The sequence below is a fragment of the Streptomyces physcomitrii genome (assembly GCF_012273655.1).
GTDB classification, from domain to species: domain Bacteria; phylum Actinomycetota; class Actinomycetes; order Streptomycetales; family Streptomycetaceae; genus Streptomyces; species Streptomyces physcomitrii.
The window spans coordinates 1-26,310 of sequence record NZ_JAAWWP010000014.1 but is presented as its reverse complement, the minus strand read 5'-3'; the positions used below and the strand labels follow the sequence as shown (position 1 = coordinate 26,310).

General features: G+C 71.9%; 19 protein-coding genes and 1 pseudogene. 15 read left to right on the top strand and 5 right to left on the bottom strand.

What is annotated here, in order from left to right:
- The first annotated feature begins 851 nt into the window (after positions 1 to 851).
- The 6 genes and pseudogenes from HFV08_RS21655 to HFV08_RS21635 all read left to right on the top strand — a co-directional run bounded on the left by HFV08_RS21655 (position 852) and on the right by HFV08_RS21635 (position 6,640).
- Positions 852 to 1,427 carry a PadR family transcriptional regulator gene (locus HFV08_RS21655; RefSeq protein ID WP_168541558.1) on the top strand — a complete coding sequence of 192 codons (576 nt, stop codon included), beginning with the start codon at positions 852 to 854 and terminating at the stop codon, positions 1,425 to 1,427.
- A complete protein-coding gene (locus HFV08_RS21650; protein WP_168541556.1) occupies positions 1,420 to 1,995 on the top strand; it encodes a transcriptional regulator in 576 nt (191 codons plus the stop codon). Before HFV08_RS21655 ends, HFV08_RS21650 begins: the two co-directional genes overlap by 8 nt.
- A pseudogene (locus tag HFV08_RS32580) lies at positions 1,950 to 2,183 on the top strand (helix-turn-helix domain-containing protein); the annotation flags it as partial. The gene HFV08_RS21650 and the pseudogene HFV08_RS32580, both read left to right, overlap by 46 nt.
- Positions 2,184 to 2,579: 396 nt before the next feature.
- A complete protein-coding gene (locus HFV08_RS21645; protein ID WP_376770690.1) occupies positions 2,580 to 3,995 on the top strand; it encodes a CUE domain-containing protein in 1,416 nt (471 codons plus the stop codon).
- A gap of 440 nt (positions 3,996 to 4,435) precedes the next feature.
- A complete protein-coding gene (locus HFV08_RS21640) occupies positions 4,436 to 5,038 on the top strand; it encodes an SDR family NAD(P)-dependent oxidoreductase (protein WP_376770686.1) in 603 nt (200 codons plus the stop codon).
- A 474-nt stretch (positions 5,039 to 5,512) separates the two neighbouring features.
- Positions 5,513 to 6,640, top strand: coding sequence for an LLM class flavin-dependent oxidoreductase (locus tag HFV08_RS21635; RefSeq protein WP_168541552.1), 1,128 nt, complete (start codon positions 5,513 to 5,515; stop codon positions 6,638 to 6,640).
- Between the two features lie 276 nt (positions 6,641 to 6,916).
- On the opposite strand, the gene HFV08_RS21630 is transcribed toward HFV08_RS21635, so the two are convergent.
- Positions 6,917 to 8,017, bottom strand: coding sequence for a prephenate dehydrogenase (locus HFV08_RS21630; RefSeq protein WP_312885770.1), 1,101 nt, complete (start codon positions 8,015 to 8,017; stop codon positions 6,917 to 6,919).
- Between the two features lie 272 nt (positions 8,018 to 8,289).
- On the opposite strand from HFV08_RS21630, the gene HFV08_RS21625 reads away from it, so the two are divergent.
- From HFV08_RS21625 to HFV08_RS32135, 7 genes are all read left to right on the top strand, one after another.
- The gene (locus HFV08_RS21625) at positions 8,290 to 8,817 is read left to right on the top strand and encodes a flavin reductase family protein (protein WP_168541550.1); all 528 of its coding nucleotides are present in this window, start codon (positions 8,290 to 8,292) and stop codon (positions 8,815 to 8,817) included.
- 48 nt (positions 8,818 to 8,865) lie between these two features.
- Positions 8,866 to 10,380, top strand: coding sequence for an FAD-binding oxidoreductase (locus HFV08_RS21620; RefSeq protein WP_168541548.1), 1,515 nt, complete (start codon positions 8,866 to 8,868; stop codon positions 10,378 to 10,380).
- Positions 10,381 to 10,840: 460 nt separating this feature from the next.
- On the top strand, positions 10,841 to 12,046 hold the full coding sequence (locus HFV08_RS21615) for an acyl-CoA dehydrogenase family protein (protein ID WP_168541546.1): 1,206 nt from the start codon (positions 10,841 to 10,843) through the stop codon (positions 12,044 to 12,046).
- Positions 12,043 to 13,743 (top strand): AMP-binding protein, encoded by a 1,701-nt coding sequence (locus HFV08_RS21610; RefSeq protein ID WP_168541544.1) that lies wholly within the window; start codon positions 12,043 to 12,045, stop codon positions 13,741 to 13,743. Before HFV08_RS21615 ends, HFV08_RS21610 begins: the two co-directional genes overlap by 4 nt.
- Position 13,744: 1 nt before the next feature.
- The gene (locus HFV08_RS21605) at positions 13,745 to 14,242 is read left to right on the top strand and encodes a flavin reductase family protein (RefSeq protein WP_168541542.1); all 498 of its coding nucleotides are present in this window, start codon (positions 13,745 to 13,747) and stop codon (positions 14,240 to 14,242) included.
- A 59-nt stretch (positions 14,243 to 14,301) separates the two neighbouring features.
- A complete protein-coding gene (locus HFV08_RS21600) occupies positions 14,302 to 15,285 on the top strand; it encodes an LLM class flavin-dependent oxidoreductase (RefSeq protein ID WP_168541540.1) in 984 nt (327 codons plus the stop codon).
- Between the two features lie 64 nt (positions 15,286 to 15,349).
- Positions 15,350 to 16,570: a styrene monooxygenase/indole monooxygenase family protein gene (locus tag HFV08_RS32135; RefSeq protein WP_168541538.1), complete on the top strand. Its 1,221-nt coding sequence runs from the start codon at positions 15,350 to 15,352 to the stop codon at positions 16,568 to 16,570.
- A 12-nt stretch (positions 16,571 to 16,582) separates the two neighbouring features.
- Here HFV08_RS32135 and HFV08_RS21590 read toward each other — a convergent pair whose 3' ends face one another.
- Positions 16,583 to 17,203 carry a TetR/AcrR family transcriptional regulator gene (locus HFV08_RS21590; RefSeq protein WP_168541536.1) on the bottom strand — a complete coding sequence of 207 codons (621 nt, stop codon included), beginning with the start codon at positions 17,201 to 17,203 and terminating at the stop codon, positions 16,583 to 16,585.
- A gap of 203 nt (positions 17,204 to 17,406) precedes the next feature.
- On the opposite strand from HFV08_RS21590, the gene HFV08_RS21585 reads away from it, so the two are divergent.
- Entirely contained in the window at positions 17,407 to 18,930 is a 1,524-nt protein-coding gene (locus tag HFV08_RS21585) for an MFS transporter (RefSeq protein WP_168541534.1), read from the top strand.
- Between the two features lie 100 nt (positions 18,931 to 19,030).
- Here HFV08_RS21585 and HFV08_RS21580 read toward each other — a convergent pair whose 3' ends face one another.
- The 3 genes from HFV08_RS21580 to HFV08_RS21570 form a co-directional block, all read right to left on the bottom strand.
- On the bottom strand, positions 19,031 to 19,840 hold the full coding sequence (locus HFV08_RS21580; RefSeq protein ID WP_312885769.1) for a class II aldolase/adducin family protein: 810 nt from the start codon (positions 19,838 to 19,840) through the stop codon (positions 19,031 to 19,033).
- A gap of 101 nt (positions 19,841 to 19,941) precedes the next feature.
- Positions 19,942 to 21,474, bottom strand: coding sequence for an FAD/NAD(P)-binding protein (locus HFV08_RS21575; protein ID WP_281373522.1), 1,533 nt, complete (start codon positions 21,472 to 21,474; stop codon positions 19,942 to 19,944).
- Positions 21,475 to 21,746: 272 nt separating this feature from the next.
- Entirely contained in the window at positions 21,747 to 22,742 is a 996-nt protein-coding gene (locus HFV08_RS21570; RefSeq protein WP_168541530.1) for an AraC-like ligand-binding domain-containing protein, read from the bottom strand.
- A gap of 1,338 nt (positions 22,743 to 24,080) precedes the next feature.
- On the opposite strand from HFV08_RS21570, the gene HFV08_RS21565 reads away from it, so the two are divergent.
- Entirely contained in the window at positions 24,081 to 25,871 is a 1,791-nt protein-coding gene (locus tag HFV08_RS21565; RefSeq protein WP_168541528.1) for a serine hydrolase domain-containing protein, read from the top strand.
- The last annotated feature ends 439 nt before the right edge of the window (positions 25,872 to 26,310 follow it).

Sequence of the window (26,310 nt, the reverse complement as noted above, 5' to 3'; positions counted from 1 at the left end):
GGAGTGTGGTCTTCCTGCCCAGGGGTGGTAGGCCCCGCCGGAAAGTGCGGTTGCTCTGCCCGGAGATGAGGCCGTTCTGCCCGGGGTGTGATCGTCCTGCCCGGCGGTTCGGTGGGCCTGCCGGGGTGCGCGGCTGTCCTGTTGGAGGTGTCCTGCCCGGAGGCGCCTCGTCTCGCCCGGGACGCAGTTGCCCCGCCCGGGGGATGGTCGCCTCACCTGCCCCGCCCGGGGGATGGTTGCCTCACCGGGGATGCGGTTGGTCCTGGCTGGAGGTGCGGTCGTCCCGCTGGAGGTTGGCCTGCCCGGGATGCGGTTTGCCTCTGCCGGTGGGTGTCCCGCCAGAGGGGGCGGTCGTCCTGCCCGGAAGCGTGGCTGTCGTGTCGGAGGGTGGCCTACCCGGGTGTGCGGTCGTTCCGCTCGGGAGGCAGTTGCCCCGACGGGGGATGGTTGCCTTCATCGGGAGTGCGGTTGGCCCTGGTTGGAGGCGCGGCCGTCTTGCCAGAGGCCGTGTCCTGCCCGGGGATGCGGTCGTCCCGTCGGAGGGTTCCCTGCCCGGCGGCGCAGTTGGCCCTGCCGGGGGCGGTCGTCCTGCCCGGGTGCGTGGACGCCGTGCCCGCCGGTGCGCCTGCCCTCGCCTGGGGATGCGGCGGTCCTGCCTGGGTGTGTGATTGCCGTGCCCAGCGGTGAGCTTGCCCCTCGCCGGGGGAAGCGGGCCGTCCTGTCCCGGTGGTGTGGTTGGGGGCTGTGCCGGTGGTGTGGTGGGGGCTTGCCGGGTGTGTGGTCGCCCTGCCTCTGGGGTGTGGTTGTGGTGGGTCGCTGGGGGTGTGGGGTGCGGGGGTAGGGTCGGGTGTATGGCCCTGCGCAACGCGATCCTCGCCGCGCTCGCCGACGGCGAGTTCTCCGGTTACGACCTGGCCAAGTCCTTTGACGCCGCGGTGGCGAATTTCTGGAGTGCCACTCCTCAGCAGCTCTACCGTGAGCTCGAGCGGCTGGATGCCCAGGGCCTGGTCCGGGCTCGTCTTGTCGAGCAGCAGCGGCGTCCCAACAAGCGTCTGTTCTCCCTCACCGACGCAGGCCGTGCGGCGCTGTGGGAGTTCACGGCCCGTGCGCCCAGGCCCACCGCGATCCGTGATGAGCTGCTGGTCCAGGTGGAGGCTGTGGACCTCGGGGACGCGGCGGGTGTCCGCGGTCATCTTCAGGCCCGGCTCGCGGCGGCGCGGGGCAAGCTGCAGGACTACGAGCGCTCGCGTGCCCGTCTGCTGGACGGGCGTACGGAGGAGGAGTACGTCGCGGGGGAGCGCCGGCTGGGCCCGTATCTGACGCTGGCGCGGGGTCTGGCCTTCGAGCGGGAGAACATCCGCTGGTACGCGTTCGCGCTGCGTGTGCTCGCCGACCGGCATCGTGCCCGGGGGGTGGCCGATGCCTGAACGCAGTCTGGAGTTCGGGAAGTTCGGTGCCCGCGGTATCAAGGGCGGTGAGGCGATCGCCCGTCAGCTCGACCGGCTCGCGGGGGGGATCACCTCCCCGGTGACCACCCGCCGCGGTCTGCTGGCCCGCCTGAACTACCTCACCAGGAGTCCTCGTGCCCGCCGTGCGGCCCGCGCGGCGGGGCTCACCGTCACCGACCGCACCCTCAGGGCCTGGCAGGACGGCACACGCACCCCCTCCCCGTCCAACTTGCGGCGTGTCGAGGACGCCTACCGGCAGGTCCGCCGCCGCAACGTGGCCCGGCATCTGCTGGCCCGTCTCAACCGGGGCGGGCGCGGTACCCGTGTGGAGATCCATCCCCTCAACCAGTCCCAGGTCACGCGCCCCCACCAGCGTGTCCTGGAGTACCGGACGATGAACGTGCGCCGCTGGGAGAACCTCGTCGGCGCCTGGGCGCAGGGAGATACGGCCGCGCTCGACGAGCACTGGGTCGGCGAGTACCTCAGCGACCTCGGCTCCCAGTGGGGCAGCTACGAGTACGTGACGAACATCGGCTTCGCCGCGTGAACGCCCGCCCCGACGGCGAGTTCGGCGCGATCGACGCGCTCCTGGCCCGCTCCGGACCCAAGGCGCCGCTGCCGCCGCCCGCCCGGCGCGCGGCCCTGCGCGAGGCCCTGAACCTGTCCAAGAGCGAACTCGCCCGCACCCTGGGCGTGAGCGCGGCCACCGTCCGCGCCTGGGAACAGGGCCGCGACCCCGAAGGCCGCACCCGCGAGAAATACGCCTACTTCCTCGACGCCGCCCACGACAGACTCGCCGCACTCACCCCCACCACCCCCGCCGAACCCGACCCCGCCGAACCCGACTCCGCTCTCCCCGGCGGTGCCCAAATCGGCGGTGGCGAGGGCGAGTTGGGTACGGTGCGGCCCTGCGTGCTGTGCGGGGGACCGGCCCGCCACCAGGTCGAGGGCTTCCCCCAGCACCTCACCCCCGAGGAATGCACGACCCCCGCCCCACCCACGACCCCCGCACCGGCCACCACCCCCGCGTCGCCCCCCGCTCCCGAAGCCTCCGCGCCCGGACCGGCCACTACCTCTGCGTCGCCTGCGGCTCTCGAAACCCCCGCGCCCGGCCCGGTCACCGACCCCGTATTGCCGGCTGCTCCCGAACTCCCCGCCTGCGCAACGGCCGCCGGTTCCGGACCGGCCACCACCCCCGCGTCGCCTGCCGCTCCCGAGCCGCCCGCCTCCGCATCGGCCATCGCTTCCGGACCGGCCGCGTCGCCTGCTGCTCCCGAAGCCCCCGCACCCGGACCGGCCACCACTCCCGAACCGCCCGCTCCCGTACGGGCCGAGGCTCCCGCAGCTCCCGCCGCCTCCGGACTGCCCGCGACCGCGTCGCCCGCCGCCTCCGAATCATCCGCCCCCGAACCGCCTGCCGCTCCCGGACCAGCCGCGCCCACCCCGCCCCCGCCCCCGCCCTCGCCTGCGCCCCACTCCACCGCCCCCGCCCCCGCTTCCGCCCCTGCGCCTGCCGGTCGTTCGCCGCGTCCTGTGCGTGGTGCGCAGCCGTTGGTGGCGCGTGGCCGGCGGGCGCAGGGGTCGGGGCAGGTGCCGGATCTGGTGGCCGATGCGGTCCGTACGGCGTTGCGGCAGCACGGTGGTGATCTGGAGGCCGCCACCGCGGCTCTGGTCAAGAAGGCGATCCCGGACGCGATGGCCCTGCTCGACCACTGCCGTATCGGCGGCCGCTACGACGTGGTCGCCCACCCTCCGCTGCCCGAGATCCTGCGTCCCCACAAGGCCCGCGGCGCCGACCAGATCTGGGAAGCCCGCCCCAAGTGGACCCGCCCCTGGCTCCCGCCGGGCCGTCACGAGGTCTGCGCCCTCGACCTCAACGGCGCCTACCTGTCCGCGTTGAAGACCCACCTGCCCCTCGGCCGTCTCGAACACCACACCGGGCCCGTCCACGACCGGCGCCGCGCCGGCGTCCACCTGATCACCCCACCCGACTGGCACCACGACGACGTCCTGCCCCACCCCCTGGGACAACGCGACGAACCCGGCCCCCTGTGGGTCACCGAACCCACCCTGCGTCTGCTGCTGCGCCTGTCCGACCCCCGCCACGCACTGTGTGAAGCACCCGTGATCCACGAGTCCTTCACCTCCGGCGCCAGCGAGGGCCTCCTGGAGAAATTCCGCCTCGCCCTCAAAGACGCCCGCGAGCGCGCCCTGGCCGCCGACGACACGGTGACCCTGGAATACGTCAAGGCCATGTACGCCAAGTTCGTCGCCACCATGGGCACCTCGCACTACAACCGCGAGCTGTACCGGCCGGACTGGATGCATCTGATCCGCTCCCAGGCCTTCGCCAACCTGTGGCTCAAGGCCTTCAGAGCCCACGAGTCGGGGCTGCTCGTGATCCGCGCGATGGGCACCGACGAACTCCACGTCGCCGGCGACTGGCGCCGCGTCTTCACCGAGGGCCGCGCCCTGAACGAGGTGAAGGTCAAAGACACCTACCCCCTCGGCGACAACCACCCTCCCACCCCCACAACACACCCATAACCAAACCTCCGACACACCCCGGGGGCACCCCGGCACGTCCAGGCACCAGCCCCCCAGCACACCCCCGGGCCCCGGCCGACTCCCGCCACCCCGGCAACGCCCCGGCACTCCCGAGCTCCGGTCGACTTCCGCCGCCCCCGGCACCCCCGGGTCCCGATCAACTCCCGGCCCCGGCAGGCCGCACCTGACCCTCACCCCCTCCCCGGGGGCGCGCCGCCGGGCCGCACGCCCTGCCTCGCCACCCCCCGGCCCCGCCCACCCCCTCTGCACCGCCGCGCCGTGTCCCTCCTTCGTATGGTTCCCCGCGCCGTGGCAGGTCGCAGGGGACGGCGGGCGGGGGCGGGCCGATACGCTCCGGCAGGTAAGCGTCGCAATCAGCAAGGGAGTTGCCGGTGCCGGCAGCGGTGGTGGTAGGAGCAGGGCCGGGGATCGGCAGGTCCGTGGCCGAACGGTTCGCGCGCGAGGGGCTGTCCGTCGCCGTGATCGCCCGGCGGGAGGACACGGTGCGCCAGGTGGCGGCGGACATCGGCCGGGCGGGCCGCAAGGTGCTGGCGCTGACCGCCGACAGCACCGACGAGGACGCGCTGCGCTCCGCCCTGGACCGGGCCGAGAGCGAACTCGGCCCGCCCGACGCGGTCGTCTACAACGCCGCCCTGATCCGCCCCGACGTCCCCGGCGAGTACGGGGCGCGGCATCAGCTGGACGCCTGGGCCGTCAACGTGGTCGGCGCCTTGAGCACCGCCGCGCACGTGGCGCCGGGCATGGCCGCCCGCGGACACGGCTCGCTGCTGATCACCGGCGGCATGCCCCGCCCCGACCCCGCCTACGTCAGTCTCACCCTCGGCAAGTACGGCGTACGCACCCTGGTGGAACTCCTCGATGCCCACTACGGGCCCGCGGGTGTCCATGTCGCCTCGGTGACCGTGCCCGGCCGGGTCGCCCCCGGTACCGCCTGCGACCCGGACGACATCGCCGAGCACTACTGGCGCCTGCACACCCAGCCCAAGGACAGCTGGCAGCACGAGATCGTCCACGGCACCTGACACCCCGTAGCACCCCAACCCCCCGGCCCCCCGCCCCCCGGGGCATCCGCCGCAGGGGGTCCGCTCCCGCAGGGGAGCCCGCCGCGGGGAGTTCGCTCCGGCGGGGGCCTGCCGCGGAGAGTCCGCTCCTGCGGGGGAGTCCGGCGTGGGGGAGCCCGGGCGAGGGCGGGGGCGGCCCGCCCCGCGCAGCGCCTCTCCCGCCCCTCCGCCTCTCCCGCCCCCTCACCACGGGGCGCCGGTATCCCGCAACTGCCGTGTTCCTCGGCCGGCTTCGCCGCTCCTCGGCCAACTTCACCCCCGCCACCGCGCCCCTGTGCGAGTGGTCCGCTGCCGGGCAAGGGCCCTTCTGGCGGCCCTCTTGCAGGACGAACCGCGAAGCGGCCCGGCACCGGCAGGCCGCCGTACCTCTCACATCCGGCCACCGGGGTCGGGGGCGGCGGAATAACCGTGCGGGCCGTGGCCGCTGGCGAGGGCATGACTGAGCCGATCATCGATCCCGTCCGAGGCGAGGCCCACGGAAGGGCGCCCGTGCCGCTGTCCCTTCTCGACCTGGTCAGCGTGGGGGAGGGATACACGGCCCGGGACGCCCTGGAGGCCTCCCGGCGCCTGGCCGAACTGGCCGATACACGGGGATTCTTACGCTATTGGGTGGCCGAGCACCACTCCATGCCGGGCATCTCCAGCAGCAGTCCTTCCGTGATCCTCGCGCATCTGGCGGCCCATACGAGCAGACTGCGGCTGGGCTCGGGCGGGGTGATGCTGCCCAACCACGCCCCGCTGGTGGTCGCCGAGCAGTTCGGCACCCTGGAGGCGCTCGCGCCCGGACGTATCGATCTGGGGCTGGGGCGGGCCCCGGGTACCGACGGGGCCACCGCGGCGGCGCTGCGCCGGGGCCGTGGCGGGCAGGGCGCGGAGGATTTCCCGTCCGAGGTGGGTGAACTGCTGCACTTCCTGCGCGACGACTTCCCCGAGCGGCACCCTTACGAGGGCATCCACGCGGTGCCCGGCCCGGTGCAGGGGGCCGTGGGGCAGCCGCAGGTGTGGCTGCTGGGTTCGTCGGGGTTCTCCGCCCGCCTGGCCGGGCAGTGGGGACTGCCGTTCGCCTTCGCGCATCACTTCGCCGCCCGCAACACTCTTCCCGCGCTGGAGGAGTACCGCCGCCACTTCCGCCCCTCGCCGGCTCTGGCCGAGCCGTATGTCGTCCTGGGTGTCTTCGCCTTCGCCGGGGAGAGCACCGAGGAGGCCTACCGGCAGGCTCTGACCGGGGCGCTGGCGACGGTGCGGTTGCGCAGCGGCCGTCCGGGGCTGGTTCCGGCCCCGGAGGTGGCGGCCGCGCACGATTTCACCGAGCAGGACAAGGCGGTCCTCGGGGACTGGCTCGACAACGCGCTGTACGGGACGGCGCAGGAGGTCACGGCGGGGCTGGACGCCCTGCAAAAGCGCACCGGCGCGGATGAGCTGATGCTGGCGATGAACTCGCACACCCCCGAATTCCGGGTGCGTTCCTACGAGTTGATCGCGGACGCCTACGCCCTGCCGACCACCCCCACCCCCACCTCCGTTTCCGCCTCTGCCTCCGCGGGCGGGGACAGGGGGGCGTGAGGTGCGGGAGGGCAGCCCGCGCTGAGGCGCTGCGGGACGCCGTCGCCGCGAGAGCGCCCACGGCGTCCCGCCCCCCGGCACCGGCCGACGGCGTCCCGCCCCGCCCCACCCCGCACCGGCCGACGTGACTCGCCCCAGCCCATCCCAGCCCATCCCAGCCCATCCCAGCCCATCCCGGCCGACGCGACCCGCCATGCCATGCCATGCCATGGCATGGCGGGTCGCGTCGGCCGGTGCGGGGGATGCCGGTGCGGGGGATGAGGGGGTGCCCGCCGGTCACAAGGACGGTGTGGCGGGTTCCACGGAGACCTGCCAGCCGTTGTCGGTGAGCCGTCTTCGTACGTCAGGGGCGGCGAGCGGGGCGGTGGCCAGGCAGGCGGACAGGCGTGAGGAGGTCTGTGACCAGCGCAGGCGGATGGAGTCCGTGCCGATGCCGGATTCGCGGGCGGCGCTGACCAGGCGGTCCACTTCTCCCAGCCGGTCGGTGAGGGGGATCGACAGGGTCACCTGCCCCGAGGTGTGCTCGGGTTCGTGCACGCACTCCCAGCCGGTGCGGCCGCGAAAGAGCAGTTGAGCGATCGCCTCGCGGGCGCTGTCGGTGCCGGGGCCGTGGACCTCCAGTTCCCGCAGGGCGCGGGTGAGTGCCTCCAGGTCCTTCGCCAGTTCGCCGAGGACCTCCGCGAGGGCCGGTGCATTGGAGGTGACGATGTCGCTCCACAGTGCCCGGTCGCCGCCGGCGATCCGGATGACGTCCCGCAGTCCCTGCCCGGCCAGCGCGAGCGATTCGCGGGGCGCGCCGGTGAGCCGGGCCGCCATCAGGACGGCCACCAGGTGCGGTGCGTGCGAGACCAGGGCCACCGCCCGGTCGTGGGCTTGCGGTTCCATCACCACCGGGACGGCCCCGCACAACGCCACGGCGGCCAGGACCCTGTTGAGCGCGGCGCGTGAGGTCTCGGTGCCCGGGGTGAGCACCCATGCCCGCCCCTGGAACAGGTCGGCGCCGGCGGCCAGCGGCCCCGAGCACTGGCTGCCGGCCATGGGGTGGCCTCCCACGTAACTGGGCCGGTGCGGGGCGCTGCGCGCGACGGCCTGTGCCGTGGCGGACTTCACGCTCGCCACGTCCGTGTAGGCGCGCGCCAGTTTCTGGTGCTGCTGTTCCGCCAGGACCTGGGCGATACGGGCCGGCGGTACGGCCAGGACGGCCAGGTCGACCGGCTCCGGGGGGCGGCCGCAGACGCCGGCGCCGCGTGCGGCGGCGACCCGGGCCGCCGATTCGTCGGCGTCCATCACATGCACCCGCACCCCCCGGCGGCTCAGCGCGAGGCCTACCGAGGTGCCGATGAGTCCGCTTCCCACCACTGCCGCGGTGCGGATCACAGGGGTCCCCCCTCCTTTGCGCCCTGCTCACCTGGTGTGAGCGGGCGGGTTGTCAGGACCAGCGCAGTGTGTCCGCGAACGGCCCTCCGGTATCGCCCAGGCGCGCACCGCGTGTACCGGATCCGCGCATCTCGTGCGTACGCAAACGCGACAGTGCGCGTGCGCGGGGACGGCACTGCGCCCGGGCCCGCTCTCCTAGCGTGCTGTCACCGAGAGCCGAGGGGCATACCGCACCGCGTGGTGCCGGCTGCCCGCCTGCCAAAGGAGGAGCCGTGGAACTCGATCTGCGTACGGTGATGCGGCACTTCGCCACCGGCGTCGGTGTGGTGAGCACCTTCACGCCCGATCCGGGGGCGCCCGGCGGGCGCCGCCATGACGCCATCACCGTCAACTCGCTGATCCCGGTGTCCTGCGCGCCTCCGCTGGTGGCGCTGTTCCTGCGCCACGGATCGCTCTTCCTGGCCGATCTGCTGGCATCGCGCCGCTGGGGGCTGTCCATCCTGGCCGCGGGCGGGCAGGACACCGCCCGGCTCCTCGCCCGTTCGCGGCCCGGCCGGCAGGAGGTCCTCGGCGCCCTGCCCGCGGCACCGGGGGAGCACACCGGGGCCCTGCTCTTCGAGGGCCCGGGCTGGATGGAGTGCGCGCTCGCCGACTCCTTCACCGTCGGCGACCACCTGATGGTCGTCGGCACCGTCCTTGCCACCGGGGTACGGGCCCGCCAGGACCCGCTGGTCTTTCTGCACGGCTCGATGACCTCCGCCGGCGCCGCGCGCGGCCCGAAGACCGCCACCGCTTCGTGACGTCCCCCCCCAACGCCCGCCCCACCACCGCTTTCAGGGAGGCCCTCCATGCCCGAGCTGTCCGCTGCCGCCGGCGGCCCTGACGTACTCCTTCCGCCCGGATCCGCCGCGCAGCGCGAGGCGTTGGAGGCGGCCCGCCGCCTGCTGGGCCCGCAGCGGGTACGCCTGGCCGGCGCCGAGCAGGACCCGGGCCGGCTGCTGGGGCCCAACGCGAGCCTCTTCCGCTCCCGGCGGGTGGCCGCCGTGCTGCGCCCCTCCGGCGCCGAGCAGGTGCCGGCCCTGGTGGAGCTCTTCTCCCGCAGCACCGAATCCGGCGGTCTCCATGTGATCAGCACCGGCCGCAACTGGGGCCTGGGCTCGCGGGAACCGGCACAGGACGACGTGGTCGTCCTGGATCTGGGCGACCTCGACCGGGTGCGGGAGCTGGACGTGGACGCGGGCTGGGCCGTCGTGGAGCCCGGGGTCACCCAGGGGCACCTGTCCCGGCTGCTGGCCCACACGCCGCGGATGGCCAACGTCACCGTCTCGGCCGCCGCCACCAGCATCCTGGGCAACGCCCTGGACCGCGGAGTCGCCCTGCGCGGCCAGCGCACCGAGGACCTGGTGGGCCTGGAGGTGGTGCTGCCCGGCGGGGAGAGCGTCACGGTGGGCTGGTGGCCCTCCGGCGAGCGCACCGCGCCGGTGTATCCGCACGGCCTGGGCCCCTCGACGCTGCCGCTGTTCGTGCAGTCCAACCTCGCGGTGGTCACCGCCGCCGCGATCCGGCTGCCCGCCCGGCCCGAGGCGCTGCGGGTGGTCCGCCTGAGCTTTCCGCCCGCCGCCCTGGCCGAGGCGACCGACGCCGTACGCCGCCTGGTCGCCCAGGGGCTGACCCGGGGCGTCCCGCGGATCTTCGACGCGGCCGCCGGCCGCGCCTACGGCGGCGCCGAGGACGAGTACCTGGTGCACCTGCCCGTCGACGGCACCGCCGAGTCGGTGGAGGCGCTCACCAAGATCCTCACCGCCGAGGCGCACCGCGCCCGGGTGTTCACCGCGATCTCCGACAGCGACGCCACCGACACGGCCACCCCTCACCACGAGGTGGCCCGGCTGGTGGAGCGCGGCTACGCCGGGGACCCCGACCTCGCGGACACCGTCTTTCGCACCAAGATGGGGGTGGGCGCGGACCAGGTCGACTCCGAGGCGGGCTTCGCGTTCTTCCTGCCGCTGATCCCCTTCAGCGGCAAGGCCGTCGCCCGGGCGTCCCGGCTTCTCGACGACGTGGTCGCCGCCACCGGGGTGCGCCTGTCCGCGACGCTGCATCTGCTCAGCGGCGACCTCATCGACTGCGTGGTGGCGATGAAGTTCCCCCGCCACGGCGAGGCCGCCGCCCGCGCCCACCGCGCACTGGACCTCCTCCACGGCTCTTTCGCCGAGGCCGGGTTCCCGCCCTACCGGCTGGACATCGACCACGCCGACCGGCGCGATGCCACCGCCTGCGACCCGGGAGCCCTCGCCCTGACCCGGCGGCTGAAGGCCGTACTCGACCCCAACGGCGCCCTCGCGCCGGGCCGTTACCGCTAGGCCGTGTCCGGAAAGTCCCGCCCGGCGCCCACGGCGCCCGGCACGCACTTCCGCCGCACCGCACGAAGGCCCGAGTACGTCCGCCACGAGGACCTTCGCCCGGTGCGCCCAGAGCACGCACACCGGACGCCGCACGGCCCGCCCCTCGGGAGAACGGCGGGACTTTCCGGACACGACCCGGGAGGTGTCGTCACCGTCCCGCCCGGCGCCCACGGCGCCCGGCGCGCACTGTCGCCGCACCGCACGAAGGCCCCGGGCAGCTCCGGCCACGAGAGCCTCCGCCCGCCGCACACCGAGAGCACGCACCGAACACCACGAACACCACGAACACCACGAACACCACGAACACCACGAACACCACGAACACCGCGGACACCGCGGACACCGCGGACACCGCGCAGGACGGTGAAGACACCCCCTGGACCGCCACCCCGCACACGAGCAGGACGGGAACTTGCCGATGGTCACCTCAGACACCACCCTTGCCCACCACGCCGCCCCGCCCACCACGGCGGACGGTCTCCTGCGCAGAGCCGAGGACCTCGTCCCGGTGCTGCGCGCCGCCTCCGACGACATCGAACGGGCCCGCCGCCTGCCCACCGAGGTGGTGGAGCGGATGCGCGCGGCGGGCATCTTCCGGATGGGCGTACCGGCCGAGCGGGGCGGCCCCGGTCTCGACTCCGTCCAGCAGACGCAGGTGGTGGAGATCCTCGCCCGCGGGGACGCCTCCGCCGCCTGGTGCGCCATGATCGGGATGGACACCCCGCTGTACGCGCAGTTCCTGCCCGAGTCCGTGGCCCGCGAGGAACTGGGCGATCCGGACACCGTCACCGCCGGGCTGATCCTGCCGCTGGGCCGGGCCGAGCGGGTGCCCGGCGGCTACCGGGTCACCGGGCGCTGGCAGTTCGGCAGCGGCATCACGCACGCCGACTGGGTGGTGGCGGGCTGCCTGGTCCACCGCGACGGGAAGCCCGAACCGGGCCCGCAGGGAGCCCCGGGCAACTGGCGGATCATGATCGCGCGCCGCGAGGAGTTCGAGGTCCTCGACACCTGGCACACCACTGGCCTTGCCGGCAGCGGCAGCAACGACTACCGGGCCCAGGACCTGTTCGTGCCCGAGGAGCACTCGTTCAGCCTGGGCGCCCCCCGCGTCAAGGGCCCCCACGCGAGCCCGGAAGCGATCTTGCGGAACATGCCCGGTGTGCCGCTGGGCGTGGCCCGGGCCGCCCTGGACCACGTACGCGAGAGGGCCGCAGGCCGCATCGACCGTACGACCGGTACGCCCTGGCCGCAGACCTACCGGGTGCAGATGGCCGTCGCGGAGTGCGAGATGGACCTCGGCGCGGCCCGTCACGCCGTCTACGGCAGTCTGCGCCGCCAGGCCCGCCTCCTTCAGGCGGGTACCGAAATGAGCCCGGACGAGCGGGTGGACACCGTCCTTGCGCGGGTGAACTCCTTTCGGGTGGCCCGCTCGGTGGTCACCCGCCTGTACGACCTGATGGCGACCACGGCCGTCTACCGGCCCTCGCCCCTGGACCGCTGGCTGCGTGATCTGACCACGATGCGCCAGCATGTGATCGCCCAGGACCAGATCCTGCAGTCCGCGGGCGCCTTCCTCCTCGGCGGCACCCCCCACAACCCCTTCAGCCTGGGGATCGTGGCGTGAACGCCCCCGACCCCACAGGAGCACACACGGGCGCACACGCGGGTGCGGGTGTTGGGCCTGGTGGTCTCGCGGTCCTGCACGGCCCGGCGCTGGGCGCGCTGCCCGTCGACACCCTGCCCCGGGCCCTGCGGCGCGCCGCCCGCACCCCGCACGGGATGCTCCTTTTGGACGCCCAGGGCAGGCCCGCCGCCCGCTCCTACGCGGCACTGCACGAGGACGCGCTGCGGGCACTGGCCGCGCTGAACGCCGCCGAAGTGCCCCCCGGTGCCCGCGTCGTCGTGCAGACCGAGCACAGCGGCGATCTGCTCACCGCCTTCTGGGCGTGCGTGCTGGGCGGCATGGTCCCCCTGCCGGTGGCCCACGACGGCGGCCGGGCCGCCCTTGTGGAGGCCGCCGACGCGGTGGGGCAGGGGTGGCTGCTGGGCGACACCGTCCACGAACCGCCGCCGTCCCTGCGCCGGCTCGGCCCGGTCCACGGCCTGGCCGGGCACGGGCGGGCGCGGCCGGCGCCTGTGTCCGCGGACGCTCTCGCGCTGCTCTCCCTGACCTCGGGCAGCGGGGGCCGCCCCAAGGCCGTCGCGCTGACCCACCGCCAGATCCTCAGCCGCGCGCACGCCACCGCCCTGGCCCGCGGCCTGGACAGCACCACCCGGAGCCTGAACTGGATGCCGCTGCACCACATCAGCGGCATCGTCATGTTCCACGTACGCGATGTGTTCCTGGGCTGCCACCAGGTCCACGCCGACACCGCCTGGGTACGCGCCGACCCGCTGCGCTGGCTGGATGTGGCCGAGGCCGAGCGCATCGACACCACCTGGGCACCGAACCACGCCTTCGCCCTTCTCGTCGAGGCCCTGGAACGGGGGCGGGGGGCGGGCCGCTCGTGGGATCTGAGCCGTCTGCGCTATCTGATGAACGGCGGCCAGGCGGTCAAGGACCGTACCGCCCGCCGCTTTGTGGCGGCCCTTGCCCCGCACGGTCTGCCGCCCGCCTGCGTGCATCCCGGCTGGGGCATGCCGGAGACCGCCTCCGGTGTCGTCGACAGCGTCTTCACCTGCGGTGAGGGGCCGCCGCGGCGGCATGTGCCGGTGGGTGTGCCGCATCCGGGGGTGTCCGTGCGGGTCGTCGACGAGGACGAGCGCCCGCTCGCGGCGGGCACGGTGGGCCGCCTCCAGGTCAGGGGGGCGCCGGTGGCCGACACCTACCTCCAAGGGGGCAGCCTGTCGCCTGTGCCCCGCAGCGGGGACGGCTGGCTGGTCACCGACGACCTGGCCTTCGTCGCGGGCGGCGAGCTGACCGTGACCGGCCGCGCCGACGGCCTCATCGAGGTGGACGGCGCCTTCTTCCACGGCCACGAGATCGAGGAGGCCGTCGAGGAACTGCCCTGTGTGCGCCCGTCGTTCACCGTCGCCTGCGCGGGAGCCGACAGCGCGGGAGCCGACAGCGCGGGAGCCGACAGCGCGGGCGGCGGGGGCGTGGCGGTCTTCTTCTGCCCCCGCCCCGGGGTGCCGCCGCGCCAGGCCGAGGCGGCGGTGCGCGAGCAGGTCGGGCTGCGCTTCGGCGCCGGGCACGTCCACGCCGAGGCGCTGGCGGAGCACGAGCTGCCCCGCACCGCCACCGGCAAGCTCCGCCGGTCGGTACTGACCGCCCGGCTCTTGAGTGCCCGCGAGCGCGGGCACCGCGAGAGAAAGGCCTGAGGTGTCCCTCGACCTGAGCGCGACGATGCGTACCTTCGCCACCGGCATCTGCGTCGTGACCACCTTCGAAGAGGAACAGCAGGGCGGCCGCCGGCGCGACGACGCCGTCGCCGTCAGCTCCTTCGTCTCCGTGTCCCTGCAACCCCCGCTGGTGTCGCTGGCGCTGCGCCGCGACAGCGACATCCTGCCCACCCTGCTGGCCACCGGCGTATGGGCGGTGTCGATCCTGGACGTGGCCGGCGTCGACCTCGCCGAGGCCCTGGACGGCGACCGGCAGGAGCGCGCCCGCGCCCTTTCGACCTGCACCGCCTCGCCCGGCCCGCTCACCGGGGCGCTGGTCCTGGACGCCCCGGGATGGCTGGAGTGCACCCTGCACGACCACCACGACACCGGCGACCACACCGTGTTGATCGGCGAGGTCCTCGCCACCGGCGGCCGCCGGCGCCGCCCCCCGGTGGTCCGCGTCAACGGCGCCCTGCTGGCCCTGTCCGAAGCATGAACCCCCCGCCCGCGCGGGCCACCTGTGCGCACCGCGCGGCCGAACTCCCAGGAGGAACAGTGAAATTCGGCATCTGGCTCGACTTCCGCAACCCCCAGCGCTGGCGGCAGCCGTGGCGGGCCGTGTACGAGGAGACCCTGGAGATGGCCGCCGGCGCCGAGGACCTCGGCTTCGAATCCGTATGGCTGTCCGAACACCATCTGACCGACGACGGCTACCTGCCCTCCCTGCTGCCCGCGCTCACCGCGATCGCCGCCCGCACCAGCCGCATCCGCCTGGGAACCGCCATGCTCCTGGCGAGCCTTGTGCACCCGCTGCGGCTGGCCGAGGACGCGGCGGTCGCCGACCTGCTGTCCGGCGGCCGCCTCGAACTGGGCCTCGCACCCGGCTACCGCGACAAGGAGTTCGAGGCCCTGGGCGTCGCACGCGCCCAGCGCGGGGCCCGCACCGAGGAGACCGTCCAGATCCTGCGCCGCGCCTGGACGGGAGAGCCCTTCTCCTTCGAGGGCAAGCACTTCCGCGTCGACGACGTCGTCGTCACCCCGGTGCCCGAGCAGGCACCGCCCGTGTGGATCGGCGGCGGCAGCAGGGCCGCCGCACTGCGCGCGGGCCGCCACGGACTGCGCTTTCTGCCCGACCTGGGCACCGACCCCGAGATCCTCGACCTCTACCGCACCACCCTGGCCGCACACGGCCACGACCCCGCCCGGTTCGGCGTGACCGCCATCGTCACCCCCGGCGTCTACGTGTGCGAGGACGCCGAGGAAGGCTGGCGCGAGATCAAGGAGCACTACTGGTACCTGCTCAACAAGTTCCAGGAGTGGTTCGGCCTGCCCGGGCTGCCCTCCGCCGACGACCTGCCGCGCGAACTCTTCCTCGTCGGCCCGCCCGACCACATCGCCGAGCAGCTGCGCGAGCGCGTCAAACCGCTCGGCGACGTCGAACGCGTCATCTTCTTCGGCCGGGCCCCCGGCCTGCCCGCCGAAAAGGCCCGCAGGTCACTGCAGCTGTTCGCCGAACACGTCATCCCGCAGTTCGGGTGAGGCCCCGCGCCCACGGCACCCCCGCCCCCGCCCTTGCGCACATCCGAACCCGCGAAGGAGCACCATGCACGACATCGCCATCGTCGGCGCAGGCATCTCGGGCCTGCACCTGGCCCTGCGGCTGCAGCAGGCCGGAGTGGACACCACCCTCTACGCCGAACGCAGCCCCGAACAGATCGCCGCGGGCCGCCCGCTGAGCCTTCCCGTGCGCTTCGGCGCCACCCGCCGCCGCGAACACGAACTGGGCGTCGCGCACTGGGACACCCCCGAACACCACACCCACGGCGTGAACTTCGTGGCGCCCGGCGACCCCGGCATCCACTTCTTCGGCCGCCTCGACACTCCCGCCAGCGGCATCGACCTGCGCCTGTACCTGCCCCGCCTGATCGCCGACTACCTCCAGCGCGGCGGCCGCCTGGAGATCCTCACCCCCGACGCCGCCGGCATCGACCGCATCTCCCACGACCACGACCTGGTCGTCGTCGCCGCCGGGCGCAGCGCCTCCACCGGCCTGTTCCCCCGCGACGCCGCCCGCTCCCCCTACACCCGGCCCCAGCGCGTACTGACCGCCGGCCTCTTCCACGGCATCGCCCCCACCGACCCGGGCTGGATCCACTTCCAGGCCGGCGAGGCGGGGGAGATCTTCTCCACCCGCATCCTGACCGCCGACGGACCCGTACACGGCATGGTCGTCGAGGCCCTGCCCGGCGGCCCCCTGGAACAACTGGCCGCCCACGACCACGCCGCGGACCCGGCCGGCTTCGTCAAGACCCTGCTGTCCCTGGTCGCCGAGCACGCCCCGCAGCTGCGCGAGCGCATCAGCGAGGACGAGTTCGCCCTCGCCCGCCCCGGCGACGTCATCCAGGGCGGCATCACCCCCACGGTCCGCCGCTCCTGGACCACCCTGCCCTCGGGCCGCCTCGCGCTGGCCCTCGGGGACGCCTGGATCGTCAACGACCCGCTGACCGGGCAGGGCGCCAACCTCGGCTCGGCCTGCGCCTTCGAACTGGCCGCGCTCATCACCGCCGGCGGCCCCTACGACACCGCCTTCGCCGAGCGCGCCGCGCGGCGGCTGTGGCAGGCGGCCGAGCCGGTCGTGGCCTGGTCCAACCTCAACATCGGCCCCCCGGCGGAGCAGTTGGGCGCCCTGCTCACCACCGCCACCGCCGACCGGCGCGTCGCCGACGCCTTCGTCGCCAACTTCGACGACCCCGCGGCCATGTGGCAGGCCATCAAGTCCCCCGAGGCCGCCCGGTCCTGGATGGCCCGGGTCACCTCCGCCTGACCGGCCGCCGCCTCACCCCGCCGGTCGCAGACCGGCGGGCGCGGCCTGCCACAGGCCCATCGCCATGTCCACCAGATCGTGCAGCTGCGCGCGCGGCATGCCGTCGCGCGCCTGCAGCGACAGCCCGTTGAGGAAGGCGGTGTAGAAAGCGGCGATACGGTCCGTGTCCGTACCCCGCGCCAGCTCCCCGGCCCCGGCCGCGGTGTCCAGACGCGCCTTGAGGGTGGTCTTGGTGCGGGCACGGCACCGCATCGCGAAGTCGCGCACCGACTCGTGGTCGGCGGTGCAGTTGGTCGCCGCGAGCACGATCATGCAGCCGCGGGGCTTGCCCTCGCAGGTGAACCGGTCGACGCTCTCGTGCAGGAACGCCGCGATCGCCTCCCGCGCGGTGGGGGCCGCCTCCAGCAACTCCTGCGAGGCCTTGGCCTCGGTGCGCTCGTAGAGCCCGACGGCCTCGCGGAAGAGCTGCTCCTTGTTGGTGAACGCGGCATACAGACTGGGCGGGTTGACCCCCATCGCGGCACTGAGGTCGTTGGTCGAGGTGGTCTCGTAACCGCGCTCCCAGAAGACCAGCATGGCCGTGTGCAGGGCCGCGTCGCGATCGAAGCCGCGGGGACGTCCGGTGCGGGCCACATGACCTCCTTGACGGCGCGTCAGCCGGTCGATAACTTCTTATGTAGAGGCTACTACAGAAGGCGTGTCGCCCCACTTGGCCCGCAAAGGCCGAGGGGCGACCCATTCGTCCTGCCCTCAACCCTACCGTCGGCCCGCGCTCCTGCCCTCCCGCTGTGCGGGCCACTGCCGCACGGCGCCCCGACCGGAAGGAACACTTGCTCATGGCTATCGCGGACGACGTCCCCCAGGACGGCGCCTCACCCGCCAAGGGCGGCCCCCCCGCCCCCGTGCGCTGGGGACTGCGGGAATGGGCGATGCTGCTCGTGGTGTGCGGCGCGTTCTCCCTGGACGCACTCGACAACATCATGGTCGGAATCGCCACCCCCCAGATCAAGGACGAGTTCGACATGAGCACCTCCGCCGCCCAATGGGTGGTCAGTGCCTACGTCCTCGGCTTCGGCGGATTCCTCCTGCTCGGCGGCCGCATGTCCGACCTCCTCGGCAAACGCCGCGTCTTCCTCGTCGGCCTCACCGTCCTCGCCGCCGGCTCCCTCGCCGGCGGCCTGGCCACCGACGGACTCATGGTCATCATCAGCAGACTGGTGATGGGCATCGGCGCCGCACTGACCGCACCCTCCGCCCTGTCCATCGTCGTCAGCAACTTCCCCGAAGGCCCCCAGCGCAACCGCGCCATCGGCATCTACACCGCCTGCGGCGCCGTCGGCTACTCCATCGGCGTCGTCGTCGGCGGAGCCCTCACCCAGGCCAGCTGGCGCTGGACCTTCATGCTCTCCGTCCCCGTCGCCATCGCCGCCCTGATCGGCGCCCTCCTCCTCGTCCCCAAGGACCAGCCCCACAACGGCAGCAAACGCCACTACGACAGCGCCGGCGCCGTCACCGTCACCGCCGCCATGCTCCTGCTGGTCTACGGCATCGTCCAAGCACCCTCCGAAGGCTGGCTCTCCGCCCCCACCCTCGGCGTCTTCGCCGCCGCCGCCCTCCTGCTCGCCGCCTTCGCCCTCATCGAGGCCCGCGCCCCCCAGCCCCTGCTGCGCCTGGGCCTGCTGCGCAACAAATCCCTGGTCGGAGCCAGCCTCATCGCCGCCGCCATCCTCGGCACCTACATGAGTTACCAGTTCGTCGGCAGCCTCTACCTCCAGTCCTACCGCGGCTGGTCACCCATGGAGATGGCCGTCGCCTTCCTGCCCATCGGCCTGATGATCTTCACCTTCGCGCCCCGCGCCGGAAACTGGCTCGGCCGCACCGGACTGCGCTGGCCCGTCTTCGGCGGCATGCTCGCCTACGCCGTCGCCTTCCTGCTCTTCCTCCGCGTCGGCGAAGGCTCCTCGTACTGGACGATGATCCTGCCCAGCATGCTCCTGATCGGCATCGGCTTCCCCTTCGCCTTCACCGCCGCCAACGTGCAGGCCACCACCGGCGTCGACGAATCCGAACAAGGCCTCGCCGCCGGCATCCTGCAGACCGGCTACCAGGTCGGCGCCGCCGTCGTCCTGGCCGTGGTCACTGTCCGCATGGGCGACGCCGACCCCTCCTCCGAACCCGCCAGAGCCCTGACCGGCTACCACCACGGCACCTGGGTCATCGTCGCCATCGCCGCCGCCTCCGCCCTCGCGGTCGCCCTCGCCGCCGGCGCCGCCCGCCTGCGCACCGGCACCACACCCCCCACCACGCCCGGCGCCACCACCCCCGACGGACAACCCGCCGAACAGGCCACCGCCTCCTGACCCACCCCCCGCGCCACCGCGCCCGGCGCACCCCGCACATCAAGAGGCTGCTCCCTCAAGAACCTTGAGGGAGCAGCCTCTTCACATGGCGCCGCTCGCGCTACTCCTCCAGGAAGTCGGGCTGCTCGTGGACGATCTCGTCCCACAGCAGCTGGAAACTGAACCAGCCCAGCTGCCGGTCCCCGAACCCGTCACGGGCCGCCATCGCCTGCTCGTGGTTCATCGGCCTGGCCTCACCGACCGCCGCCAGCAACTGCACCTGGGCCGCGGCCTCGTAGGTGAAGAACCAGTGCACCGCCTCGTCGACCGTGCCGCCCGCGGTGATCAGCCCGTGATGGCGCAGCAGGACCGCCCGCTTGCCGTCCATGCGCCGCGCGATGTCCTGCCCCTGCTCCAGGCTGATGGAAGGGCCCTCGTAGTCGCCGTAGAAGACCTGGTCCTGGTAGAAGGCCGCGGACTCCTGGTCCAGCGGCTCCAGCAGCCTGCCCAGCGCCCCGAGCGCACGGGAGTAGGGGGTGTGGCCGTGCGCCGCCGCGGTCGCCCCGGGATGGAGGCGGTGGATCGCGGAGTGGATCACGAAGGCACTGGGATTGACCCGGTGACGCCCCTCGACCACCCGCCCCCGGGAGTCCACCAGGATCAGATCACCCACCTTGACCCGGCTGAAGGAGACACCGAAGGGATTCACCCAGAACCGGTCCTCGTGCTCGGGATCGCGCACCGAGATGTGCCCCGAGATCCCCTCCCCGTAGCCGTACTTGCCGAACAGGCGAAGGGCGGCCGTCAGACGCTGCTTGCGGTGCCTGCGGTCCTCCTCCACCGAAGCGAAGACCGGCTCGGTGGGCAGCGGCAGCCCGGTGTGGGTGTCCGCCAGATAACTGGCCCGGTCGGTTGTCGCGGTATCGCTCACGCCATCTCTCCTCGAAGAAAAAAGGGGGATCGGACGACCGGCCCCGCCCGGGGCCGGAGATCGAAGCGGCCCCGACGGCCCTACGCCACCGGGGCCGGCGCTCACACCACCACCGGGTCCGCGGACCCGAGGGCGCTGCGCGCGGACTGCCGGTGGACGGCCTCGGCGATGTCGACCGCACGGTCCACCAGAGAAGGGACACCGAAGGTGAAGAAGAGCGAACCCGAGGCCAGATCACCCAACGCGTAGACCTGCCGGTCGACCTCGCCCTCCCGCAACAGCCCGCTGGTGGCCCGCGCCACCCGGACCCCGCCGCGCGGATGCAGCACACCGAGCCCCTGCTCCTCCAGCGAACCCACGAGCGCCGCGGCACCCCGCGGGATGCGGTGCACCGGCGGACTGACCGCGTTGACGACGACATCCGCCTCCCGCAGACCCTCCTCGCTGTGCACCTCGAAGCCCCCCGAGGAACGCGGCATGATCTTCTCCACCCCCCGGACCACCTCGAACAACCCGCGCTCGGCCTGCCCCAGCAGCGTCGCCGCACTGGAGGCGGGCATCGGACAGCACATGCTCATCACCGTGCGGTAATGGCGCGCCAGCAGCTGCGACTTCTCGGACTCGCCCAGCAGCGGCCACACGTCCGGACCCGCGTCCGGCACCGCCCGCTGCAGGATCCGCAGCCCGATGTCGCCGCTGTCCACCAGCGCCGTCTGCCGACCGAGCCGCACCAGCGGATCCTCCCGGCCGCACGAGGAGATCTCCCGCGCGAGCGCCTCGGCATCGCAACCGGCGGCCGCCAGCTCGGCGTGCATCAGGGCCACGGCGTCCGCCAGGGTGAGCCGCCCACCGCGCGCGGCCATCGCCCTGAAGTGCGCCGCGCTGAAATGGCGCAGCTCGTACTCGACGGGACGCTGGCGCACGCCCGGCAGAATCCCGTGCCGAGAGGCCAGCGCGACCCCACCGGTGTGCCCGGCGGCGGCCAGGGTCAGCGCGACGTCCACGGCCGTCAGCCCGCTGCCCACCACCACCACCCGGTCCGAGCGGCCGATACCGGCGAGCTGCTGCACCACCGGATACGGGTCGGCGATGAAACCGGCGCTGCCCTCCAGCCCGTGCGGGTCCGCGGGCTTGCCGGTCCCCACACACAGCACGGCCCGGTCCAGCACATGGGCACCGCCGTCACCGGTACGGGCGAGCAGCGCCCCGTCCCGCCGGGCCAGACCGACCACGGCCTCGCGCACCAGCGCGATACGGGCCCCGCGCGCCGCGAGCCGGCTCAGCGCGCTGCGGGCACACTGCTCGAGGTAGTCCCCGTACAGCGCCCGCGGCGGGAAGACGATCCGGGACAGGGGATCCAGATGGTCGGATCCCTTGCCCAGCACCACCCGGCGCGCCTGCAGCCAGTGCGTGAAGTGCTCCGGGTCGCCGTCGCGGACGGTCATGTCCTCGGGCGGCGCGTTCACCCGCAGGGTCGCCGCGTCGGGCTGGTAGGCCCGCCCCCGCCACAGATGCGGAGACGGGTCGAACACCGTGACGGACCCGGGAACCTCGTCACGCTGACTCAGTGCATCGAGCATGCACACTGCGGAGGCCCCGCCTCCGACTATTCCAATTCTCACGGGAATCGGCATACGAAAACCCCGTTCAACGATGCGGACACAATCTGGTTTCTTTCCGATGGGGGACCGGAGAGGCCCGATTCTGAGAAGGGGCGAACCGTCGGGAGGCTGATCCCGCATCCTCGAAATCAGGAGCTATTTTCCCGGTTTCCCGCCGCGTTCTCTGATGCGGACGCGCATACGAAATAGCGATTTTGCGCACACGAGCCGCCTACCCGGAACCGCCGGCCGCGCACGACAGCCCGAACGGTGACGGAGTGTGCACAATTGGGGGACCACGGGCGCTATGCGGAGCCCGCCTGCGACTGACCACGACGCCACTCGCGGGGCGTCACCCCGTACCGCTGCCGGAACAGCTTGCTGAAGTGCGAGGCGCTGTCCAGCCCCCAGCGCCCCGCGATGTCGGCCACCGTCAGATGCGCCGTCCGCGGATCCGACAGGTCCTCCTTGCAGCGCCGCAGCCGCTCGCCGCGGATCCACAGGGCCGGGCTCGTGCCCTCCTCCTGGAAGAGCAACTGCAGGTAGCGCAGGGAGATGTTGTGACTCCTGGCCAGGTACCGGGGGCTCAGCTCACGCTCGCCCAGACGCGCCCGGGCGAAGGTCTTCACCCGGTGCAGCAGGGCCTGGCGCGCGACCGCCGGATCCTGGCCACCGCCCCCCAGCACTTCCGAGCACACGGCGCTGACCAGGCAGGCGACACTGTCGCCCAACCGGTCCGCCACCGCCCGGTCGAGCTCGGCCATGTGCAGCGTCGCACTGCGCAGCAGCCCGGCAAGCAGCACACTGGCCCCCTTCGCCCCGCACCAGGTCGCCGCCCGCAGCGGATGCTTGAACCCCGCCCGCAGATCCACCAGACGGTGGTCGAACTTCACGCTCACCATGTGGATCGGCCGCTGCATACGCAGGGTGTAGGGCCGGGAGCTGTCGTAGCAGAACAGGTTGCCCGTACGGGCCGTGGCGCTCTGCTCGTCCTGGCTGACCTGCACCTCGCCGTCCAGCACACAGGTCAGATGGAGCGAGGCGGTCGCGGCCTGGTGCGCCAGCAGCTCGGTGCGCTCGACAGCATGAGCACTGGCCCGCACCTCCGCGAGCTGCACGTTCCCGAAGACACCGGTGGCGATGGCGCCCTGGAAGCTGCCCGGCTCCGTACGGTAGACCCGCAGCGGCCCGCACGCCTCGGCCACCAGCTCGCCCCAGAACTGGAAGCCGCGGTGCGAGCCCGTGTCCTGCGTGCGCAGGATCCGCACCGGACCACGCGAATCGACCTGCACGGCGCTCATCAGCGCCGCCCCGTCTCTGCCCACTGCGCTGAACTGCTAGGAAAAACAGGTAAATGTCGGCTTTCCATGGGCATGGAGGACCCCTTCGTTGTCACGGAGGTGAACGGGGGAGTGGCGGCCAGGCAACTCTGCGGGTAACGAGCTGGTCACGGAAAGCGCGATTCGGGCCACGGGTCAAGGGGAGACCCTCACTCTCTGTACACACATCGGCGAGCCGAAGGTCCCCCGACTGTGCAGCGAGTAGCGGAAACGGAATCGCAAGCAAGTGTTCCGCTTTAATCGCCCAAGATTTTCCGCAGGCCCGACCGGCGATGGCCTGCATTATTAACCGGCCCCTCCGGACGACACCCGCCCGGATTTCAGAGATAAACATTCTCAGGCGCCGAGGCCAAAAGTATCACCTTGACGCAAGAAATTAGTCGGCACCCCCGCCGATTCCCCCTCCGGATCATGAGACGAACACAGAACCCGAACCGGTGTTTATATTCCACCACGCAGAACTTCCCCCGCCGCGACACGACGCGAGTTCTCCCGCACCCGGCCTTTCCTCCAGCCGATTTCCATGTTTCGCACGAGAACCACGGCCGCGGGGACCCCGCCGGCGACCGCAAAAAACAGCGACAAGAGCCCGGCCGCCACCCCCCACCCCCTCCGGCACGACGGGCTGATGCACCGTCAGATCGGTACCCTCGGCGAGAACGCCGCCGAGCAGACCGGAGCCGACAGGACTCCAGAGCATGACGCCGATGCCGTAGACACGGCAGGCGGGCAGCAGCTCACAGCGACCTCCGAGCGCCGCCGCCATCACCGCCGGACGGGATCCCCCAGAGACGGGAAGGCACAGACGGCGCGGACCCAGCCCGGCCCCACACAGGGCCACCACCGCCCGCGCCGTCGTCTGAAGCCTTGATCAGAGATCGCACCCGCACGGGACGGAGCCACTGCGTGCCCCGACGGGAGGAGAGCCCGCAGAGGGTGTCGCCAGTCTCTTGCGGAAGAACCGAAGCTTCCCCCACCGTGGAACTCACGGCACAGGCTGGGGCGTTCCCGGGTTCGGCTCCGGCCGGTACGCCAAGAGCCGGCGAGGGATAGTGTCGATGGCATGAGCCTGACAAGCGCTTGGGAGGCGCGACACCTCGCTCGCCACCACGGCAGCCTTCACCCACCAAGCCGACCTCAGCGCCCCCGCAACCCCAAGCCTCAACCGAGCCTCCGCCTCCTCCACCACAGGCACCCAGCGCGTCAACACCCCGCGCCCCAGGCCCACTTGAAACCCAAGCAGCTCTCCCAACCCCCAACGCACCCAGCCGGCACCCCCACTCACCCCTGAAGGTCCCCATGCGCATACCCGCCACTACCGCAGCAGTCCTACTGCTCACCACCGTCGCCCTCCCCGCCAGCGCCGCCGAGGCCCCCCTCACCCCCTCCGACAAGACCACCACCAGCCCAACAACGCCACACCACAACACCAGAGCCCGATTCGACCGCCCCTACCACGGATTCGCCCCAGCAAATACCGTGCTGCGCCCCGGAACCCCCGACTACGCAGGACTCGACACCGGCCCCATCAAGGCATTCCAAAGCTCACTCACCACCTGGACCAACCCGGCCAGCGGCGACAACTACCTATTCCCCGGCGCCACCACCCTGATGGCACACAACGGCACCGTCGTCGAGCGCAGCGCCACCGGCCACGCCGTCAAATACGCCGACGCCACCCACGAACTCCCCGACGACCAGAAAGTACCGGCCCGCACCGACACCATCTACGACCTCGCCTCAATCTCGAAACTCTTCACCTCACTGATAGCCGTACAACAACTCGAAACAGGCACCCTCGACCTGGAAACACCCGTCGCCCACTACCTACCCGAATTCGCCGCCAACGGCAAAAGCGACATCACCATCAAAGAACTGCTCACCCACACCTCGGGATTCGACGCCGACCCGGTGCCCTCGCTCTGGCAGGGCTATCCCGACATCCCCTCCCGCAAGCAAGCCATCCTCGACACCAAACCCATCAACCCCCACGGCACCACCTACCTCTACTCGGACCTGAACATGCTCACCATGCAACTGGTCCTGGAAAAAATCACCGGCAAATCGCTCGACGAACTCGTCCGCGAAAAAATCACCAAACCGCTCCACATGACCGACACCGGCTACAACCCCCCGAAATCCAAACTCCCCAGAATCGCCGCCACCGAATACCAGACCACTCCGGCACGCGGCATGGTCCGCGGCTCGGTACACGACGAAAACTCCTGGTCCCTGAACGGCATCGCCGGCCACGCCGGAGTCTTCTCCACCGTCGACGACCTCGCCGTACTGGCCCAGACCCTCCTCAACGGCGGCACCTACAAAGGCCACCGCATCCTCAGCGAACACGGAGTGAAGCTGATGGAGGAGAACTTCAACCAGGCATTCCCGGACGACTCCCACGGCCTCGGCTTCGAACTCAACCAAATCTGGTACATGGGCGGCCTGTCCGGACCCCAAACACTCGGCCACACCGGCTACACCGGAACCTCCCTGGTCATCGACCCCGCCTCCCGCTCCTTCGCCATCCTCCTGACCAACCGCGTCCACCCCAGCCGCGACACCCCCTCCACCAACACCGCCCGACGAGGAATCACCCAAGCCCTCGCCCAAGCAATGCCCTTGCCGACCTCCGGCCGCTCCTGGCACTCCCACCAGACCGGCGCCACCACCAGCACGCTCACCACCGAAAAACTCGACGCCTCCGGCACGGTGGACATCGACTTCCGCTCCTTCATCAACACCGAGCCCACCGACCTCCTTTCCCTTGAGGCCAGCACCGACAATGGCACCACCTGGAACCAGGTAAAGCTACGAGCTACCGGAAAAGGCGCACCATCCGGCCCCGTCAACACCCTCTCCGGCCAGTCAGCACGCGCCTGGTGGCAAGTGCACACCGAACTGCCCGGCACCAAAGGCCTCCAACTGCGCTGGCGCTACACCACCGACCAGACATACGAAGGCCGCGGAGTGAACCTCACCCGCCTGAAAGTCACCGACGACTCCGGAACCCTACTGAACACCGAAAAGCCAAACACTCACCTGACCGCAAACGGCTTCGCCGAGCTGCCTCCGAACAATCACCACTGAACTGACAGCGGATCAGAAATCACGGGAACAGTACGACTGACCAAGCGTCCAGGACTCTTTTCCTGGTGTCAGGATCGTAGGCCGTTGGCGGGACCTGATGCTCCGTCAATGGCCTACGGTATTTTCGGGTCCCGGGAGGCGAACCGTGGACCTGCGTTTTGGACTTGAACGGGGCCGGTAGTTCGCGCAGTTATTGTGCTGCGGTGCCGTTTCCTGAAGCTTCGGTATAAGAAATCGTCAACTGGCCCTATTTCTAGGCTAGTTGCGCAGGAATTGGAAACTATTCTTTTCTCTGTTTGAAGAGTAATTCAACCAGCGGGAACGTTCCGCGCCGAGCCCCTCCTTTTCGCCGCGCTTTTGAATTCGCGGAGCGAATTCCTTCCTAAATCGCGGAGCGATTTAGGAAAGCCCCGTCACGGAGTGACGGGGCGTCAATTCC